The organism is Deltaproteobacteria bacterium (assembly GCA_016219225.1).
Classification (GTDB): domain Bacteria; phylum Desulfobacterota; class RBG-13-43-22; order RBG-13-43-22; family RBG-13-43-22; genus RBG-13-43-22.
In genome coordinates this window covers 1-6,115 of the sequence record JACRBX010000285.1, presented here as the reverse complement: position 1 = coordinate 6,115, position 6,115 = coordinate 1, and the positions used below count along the sequence as shown (strand labels likewise).

The 6,115-nt window shown below is 51.2% G+C and carries 5 protein-coding genes; 2 read left to right on the top strand and 3 right to left on the bottom strand.

Features of this window, described 5'->3' with window-relative positions; genetic code table 11:
- Both HY879_23425 and galT read right to left on the bottom strand, forming a co-directional pair.
- Positions 1 to 394: glycogen/starch synthase (locus tag HY879_23425; GenBank protein ID MBI5606296.1), on the bottom strand; the 394-nt coding region annotated here is incomplete at its 3' end.
- On the bottom strand, positions 391 to 1,401 hold the full coding sequence (gene galT / locus HY879_23420; GenBank protein MBI5606295.1) for a galactose-1-phosphate uridylyltransferase: 1,011 nt from the start codon (positions 1,399 to 1,401) through the stop codon (positions 391 to 393). The genes HY879_23425 and galT, both read right to left, overlap by 4 nt.
- Before the next feature lie 158 nt (positions 1,402 to 1,559).
- Here galT and HY879_23415 point away from each other — a divergent pair, with 158 nt between their 5' ends.
- Both HY879_23415 and HY879_23410 read left to right on the top strand, forming a co-directional pair.
- The gene (locus HY879_23415; protein ID MBI5606294.1) at positions 1,560 to 2,264 is read left to right on the top strand and encodes a L,D-transpeptidase; all 705 of its coding nucleotides are present in this window, start codon (positions 1,560 to 1,562) and stop codon (positions 2,262 to 2,264) included.
- A gap of 54 nt (positions 2,265 to 2,318) precedes the next feature.
- The gene (locus HY879_23410) at positions 2,319 to 3,329 is read left to right on the top strand and encodes an alcohol dehydrogenase catalytic domain-containing protein (GenBank protein MBI5606293.1); all 1,011 of its coding nucleotides are present in this window, start codon (positions 2,319 to 2,321) and stop codon (positions 3,327 to 3,329) included.
- Between the two features lie 254 nt (positions 3,330 to 3,583).
- On the opposite strand, the gene HY879_23405 is transcribed toward HY879_23410, so the two are convergent.
- Positions 3,584 to 5,446 (bottom strand): acyl-CoA dehydrogenase, encoded by a 1,863-nt coding sequence (locus tag HY879_23405; GenBank protein ID MBI5606292.1) that lies wholly within the window; start codon positions 5,444 to 5,446, stop codon positions 3,584 to 3,586.
- Positions 5,447 to 6,115: the final 669 nt, after the last annotated feature.

The window sequence follows — 6,115 nt, the reverse complement described above, 5'->3', positions numbered from 1 at the left end:
GTTTGAGATTTAACGCCAGGCATAATTCCAAAACGGCCCGGGAGAAGAAAATAAAACGCTCGGCATTGTCCTGGTAATCCCCATATTCGTTCCCATAGAGTCCATCCCGGTCATAAAGATCGTCCCGGCCGATCAGATAAACCGTTACCAGGTCTTCAAGTCCGGCCTGATAAACCTGGGCCGGCTTTTTCATCCAGGAGATAGGAACCTCCAAGATGGTGTCCAGGGGTTTTAATGGGGGTTTAACGGACCTGGCTTGACGGTACCTGGGTGTGGCTACGAATACCTCATGTCCCGACCGGGCCAAAGCGAGCGGCAAGGCATGGGAGACCTCAGCCAAACCCCCGGCCCTGGAAAAGGGACTGATTTCGGAGGTGGCAAAAAGGACCTTCATGTTTCCTCCTCAAGTGAGACCTCTCTTAAGAATTTGGCGGCTTCTTCCGGCGGGGACGGATTGATATAAAATCCGGAACCCCATTCAAACCCGGCGATCCGGGTCAGTTTAGGGACGATTTCAAAATGCCAGTGATAATAATCCTGATGGGATTCCTTGACGGGAGAAGTGTGCAACATAAAATTATAAGGCCGATTGTTTAAGGCCTTGTCCAGCCGTTTAAGGGTCTGGGAAAAGATTTGGGCCAGAGAGGCGAATTTGGCCTCCTCCAGATCGGTATAAACGGCGTTATGATTTTTAGGGATGATCCAGACCTCAAAGGGGGAACGGGGGGCAAAAGGACAACAGACCAGGAAGTCTTGATTTTCAATCACCACCCGGACTTTGGCTTCCTGTTCCTGCCGGACGATATCACAATAAACGCAACGGTCCTTGTAGCCGTAATATTTCTTGGAGCCGCTCAGCTCCTCAAGGGCGATTTCAGGAATTACCGGCAGGGCGATCAATTGAGAGTGGCTGTGTTCCAGAGATGCTCCGGCCGAACGGCCCTGATTTTTGAAAACCAGGATGTACCGAAACCGTGGATCCTTGGATAAGTCTAAGATCCGGTCCCGGTAGGCCCGAAGGACATCGGCAAATCGTTCGGGGGGCATCGTGGAGAGGGTTTCATCATGATGAGGGGTTTCGATAATGACTTCATGGGCTCCGATACCGTTCATTTTGTCATATAATCCCTCGCCCACTTTGAACAGATTACCTTCGATTACCAGGGCTGGAAATTTATTGGCCACAACCCGTAAGGTCCAGCCGGGAGTGTTGGGCTGGGTTCCAGGATTCCGGTAGGCCACGATTTCGGGCGGGGTGGTTTTTTCATTTCCCGGGTCAAAGGGACAAAATCCACCTTTAGGGGTCTCATCCTCGGGGGCAAAATCAAAAGGGCGTTTGGCCCTTTCCGTGGAGATAATAACCCATCTTCCGACAATGGGGTCCTTTCGTAATTCCGGCATCCGAACCTCCTGGCGCTTTCATAAATAAGCGATAAATATTATTAAAAATAGTTTAACATTTTCCCTCTTTGATGTACATTTGAAAACAAAATTTTTTTCTTGACATTATACCCGTCTTGCTAACTAAATTTAAAGGGAAATTTTTAACGGATTAATTCATGAACGGCAAGTTTTCCATCAATCGGTTCCGTCTCGGTCAGACCAAATTTCTGCTTTTGTCAGTCTTTTTGCTCCTGGGGTCATTATCCTGCCGCCAGGTGGTCCCGCCTCCCCCTCCGGTCACCAGGCTGCCCCCCGTGCCTATCATTACGGAAAGGCTGATGATACCTTCCGGACCTTCCGAAGAGGATACCAACAAGACGGCTCGGGTCATTTTGGATATTCCCCCCCCGGTGCCTGTTTTGCCTCCTATGGAAGGGGAGGTTCGGGTGCCCCTTCCGGAACCCTGGAAAATCGTAGTTAAAAAAGGCCAACGCAAGTTGTACCTCTACCAACAAGGGGAATTATTTAAAATGTTCCCGGTTGATCTGGGAGGAAATCCAAAAGGCCCCAAAATCTGCCAGGGGGATCTGCGCACCCCGGAAGGGGAATACCGGGTTATTGAGAAAAAAGATCGGGGACAAACCAGGTTTTACCAGGCCTTTCTTTTGAATTACCCGAATGATGAGGATCGGGTCCGCTATGAGCTGGCTGTCCGGAACGGGCTTTTGCCCAAAGATATCGGGATTGGCGGGTTGATCGAGATCCACGGGGAAGGCGTTGGGGTGGATTGGACCAAAGGGTGTATTGCCTTGAATAATCCCCACATGAAGGAACTGTTTAACCAGATTCCGGTGGGAACACCGGTCCGGATCGAACCCTGAATACTGTTAGACAGGATAATTTATTGATTTTTTCGTATTTGGAGGAAATTATTTATGAAAGCAGCCGTATTAAAGGGACCGCTGGATATCAGGATGGAAACCGTAGCCGATCCGGTGGTTGAGCCCGACGGAATCATTATCAAAGTGAAGACTTGCGGGATCTGCGGTTCCGATCTCCATGTTTATAAACAGGAAGGAAAAGAAGGTACCCTATTCGGCCATGAATTCAGCGGTGACGTGGCCGAAGTAGGGTCACAGGTAAAAGATCTGGCCGTGGGCGAGCGGGTTACTGCTGTAGGTTTTCGCCCATGCGGCCAGTGTTTCTGGTGCCGTCAGGGCAAATCCTTTCGCTGTTCCGAAATGGCTCTGGTGGGCTATCAACTTCCCGGGGCCATGGCCGAATATGTGTCCATCCCTTCCGCAAAGCTCGGACGAAATGTCTTCAAGCTGTCGGATGAATTGACTTACCAGGACGGCGCTACGGTGGAACCCCTGTCTATCGCCCTTTATTCAGTGAAAAGGGCTCACCCTCAGGAGAAGGATACGGTGGTGGTCCTGGGAGCAGGCATCATCGGGCTCAATACCATCCAGGTGCTCAAGGCTATGGGGGTTAACAGGGTGTTGGTCAGCGGCCGCCGAACTTCCAGATTGGAGGCCGCCAAGACCTGCGGGGCCGATCTGGTCGTTGATGCCGCCCGGGAGGACGTTTTGCAGACGGTTATGGATGCGACCTCCGGAATGGGTGCGGACCTGGTTGTGGAATGTGCCGGTTCCCAGGAAACCTTCAATCAAGCCGTTGCCATGGCCCGTGGAGGAGGCAAGATCATGCTGGTGGGGGTCTACGAAAAACCTTTGACCTGGGATCCGTTGCCGGTGATCAGTAAAAATCTGACCCTGGTTGGCTGTCTGGGAGGAAACTTCCCCGGGGCCATCGAACTTCTTCGAAGCGCCAAAGTCAATACCCGGCCCCTGGTCACCCATTCCTTTCCCCTGGATCAGGCCCAGGAGGCCTTCCGAACCCAGCTTGAAGATCAGACGGCCATCAAGGTGATGATTGTACCTTAAAACGAAGAAACCGTTCGTCGTTAAGCGTTCGGCGTTCGGCGAAAGATATTTTCATGAACCATGGTGTCTACAGGCGGGCAAGAGGGTTTGGTTCTAAAATTTGAATATCGAACATCGAACATTCATTATTCGTTTTTCGATATTTTGCAGGGGCGGTTTTAAACCCGCCCCTGCAAAATATTAGGCATTGATCAAATCGTGGGGGGTTCTGTTTTTCCTTGCATCTTGAAACTTGAAACTTGATAACTTCATTTTTAATAGGCAAAGGCCGCTTCACTGATCTCCAGCGGGGTTTTATCGGCCATCTTAATGCCTTCGCAACGGGCTTTGATTCCGGTTAGAATGTTGGCGGCAAAGAATTTCCCGGCCGCCACCTTGCCGCTGTAAAAGGCGCTCTCTTTGTCTTCCCCCTCTAATTCTTTCTGCTTTTCTCTGGTATCGACTCCCTTTTCCTGGTATCGGGCCAGGAGTTTCTCCGAGGCGATTCCGGCCGCCTCGATGAGGAAATGGCCGATAATAACATCTCCGAATATTTCCAGGAACGGCCCGGCATTGAGAACGGGAAGGAGGTAATCCCCAGCCTTGCCGGACTGGGCGAAGAACATGACCAGATCGATACAGGCATTGGAGGCCTCTTCCAGGATGGCAGCATATTTGCCCAAGTCTTCATGTCCTTTTATTTTAGCGATATTTTTTTGGATCTCGCCAAAAAGATTCATGATATTCATGCCTTTTCGCTGACCGAGTTTCCGACCCACCAGGTCGAGGGCTTGTATGCCGTTGGTCCCTTCATAAATCGTGGCGATCTTGACGTCCCGGTGATATTGCTCGATGGGATACTCGGAGCAGTAGCCGTAACCCCCATAGACATCCATGGCCATGGAGCAGATCAGGACCCCCTTATCGGAACAGTAGGCCTTGCAGACCGGGGTCATGAGGTCCAGGAAGCCTTCCCATTTTTCTTTTTCCTCCTGGGTACCGGCGACCCTCGATTGGTCCAGGCAGTAGGCTACGAAATAATTCATGGCCCGCATGCCTTCAACATGGGCCTTCATCCACAGAAGTTTACGCCGGATATCAGGATGGTTGATAATAGTGACCGGCCTGGCTTCGGGATTTTTTCCTTCCCAGATGGCCGTACCCTGGATACGCTCCCGGGCATAGGAAACGGCATGTTCGTAGGCCGCCGACCCGGTGTCCAGACCCTGCATGCCCGTTCCCAATCGGGCTTCGTTCATCATCTGGAACATGATCTTTATGCCCTCCCGCTCGTTGCCCAGAAGTTCGCCGATACATTTTCCATCTTCGCCGAAATTCAAGACCGCCGTGGATGATCCCTTGATGCCCATCTTATGCTCGATCCCTCCGGTATTGACGTCGTTGAATGCACCGAGGGAGCCGTCATCGTTAACCCGATATTTGGGGACAAGGAAGATGGAGATCCCTTTGGTCCCTGCCGGGTCACCCTCGATCCTGGCCAGGACCGGATGGACGATATTCGGCGTCAGATCGTGGTCCCCGGAGGAAATAAAACATTTGGTTCCCGTGATGCTGAAAGTCCCGTCCGGGAGGCGCTTGGCCGTGGTCTTCAGTGCCCCCACATCGCTGCCGGCCCCCGGTTCGGTCAGACACATGGTCCCGGACCATTCACCGGAGAAAAGCTTGAACATGTATTTTTCCTGCTGGGCCTCCGTGCCGTAAGAATGGATGAGACCGGCGGTACCATGGGTCAGACCCGGATACATGCAGAAGGCGTAGTTGGCGCTGCCCATTAGCTCGGCCACGGCAAAACCGATCGCCCGGGGCAGGCCCTGACCCCCGACATCGGGTGAATCCATGGGGCAGAGCCAGCCGGCCTCGGTGTATTTTTTATAAGGTTCGTGGAAGCATTTGGGTGCGGAAACCTTGCCGTCTTTGAAGGTACACCCCTCCCGGTCTCCTTCAGCCAGGGTGGGGAGGATGACGTTGACCGCCATCTTTTCGGCCTCGTTGAGCACCATCAACAGGTCATCCTTGGTGAAGTCTTGATAGGCCTCTGATTGCAGCAGTTTTTCAATGCCCAACTGCTCGAAAAGAACAAAACGCTGATCCCGTGTATTGACTAATGAATTACCCATAACAATCTTCCTTCCTGTGTTTAGTTCGAAAATAGACCAATTCAGGCTATAGGCACGAGGCTATAGGCTATAGGAAAAGAGAAATCACGGAACCCTTTTTAACCTATTGCCCCTCGCCCATTGCCTATCGCCCCTGTTATTCCATTTTTATGATTCGTTGTGCTCATCCCTCCTCCTTCGGGGGTGTGGATGGGGCTCTTTCTGCGGGCTTACTGTACCGGTTCAAATCCTGGATGTCAAGAAAAGAATGAACGTTCATTCATTTTTTTTCCGGAATTTACGAGAGCTTCGACTCAAAAAAAAGAAGTAAGAAGGAAAATCTCGGCGCCACGAAGCATGAAAAAAGAGAATATCAAATATCGAAGGAGAGTAACAACCTGTCATTCCGGTGAAAACCGGAATCCAGGTGTTATATTGAGATGAAAGAACCTGGATTCCGGTTTTCACCGGAATGACGTTCGAGAAAGTCAGGATTTTCAGGAACAAGTTTTAAATTGTTCAAAGGGCTAAATGGTTACAAATTCCGCAATCCGCAATCCGAATTATCAGGGGAGTTTGTAATCCTTGAAGTCGTTGCGCAGCTTGGTTTTAAGGATTTTGCCCGTGGCCGTATGGGGGAGTTCCTCTACAAAGACCACATCATCCGGGACCTGCCATTTGGCCACCTTG

Excerpts from the sequence above, each read along its gene's own strand:
- HY879_23410 (MBI5606293.1), top strand. The coding sequence starts at position 2,319 with ATGAAAGCAGCCGTATTAAAGGGACCGCTGGATATCAGGATGGAAACC.
- galT (MBI5606295.1), bottom strand. The coding sequence starts at position 1,401 with ATGCCGGAATTACGAAAGGACCCCATTGTCGGAAGATGGGTTATTATC.
- HY879_23415 (MBI5606294.1), top strand. The coding sequence starts at position 1,560 with ATGAACGGCAAGTTTTCCATCAATCGGTTCCGTCTCGGTCAGACCAAA.
- HY879_23405 (MBI5606292.1), bottom strand. The coding sequence starts at position 5,446 with ATGGGTAATTCATTAGTCAATACACGGGATCAGCGTTTTGTTCTTTTC.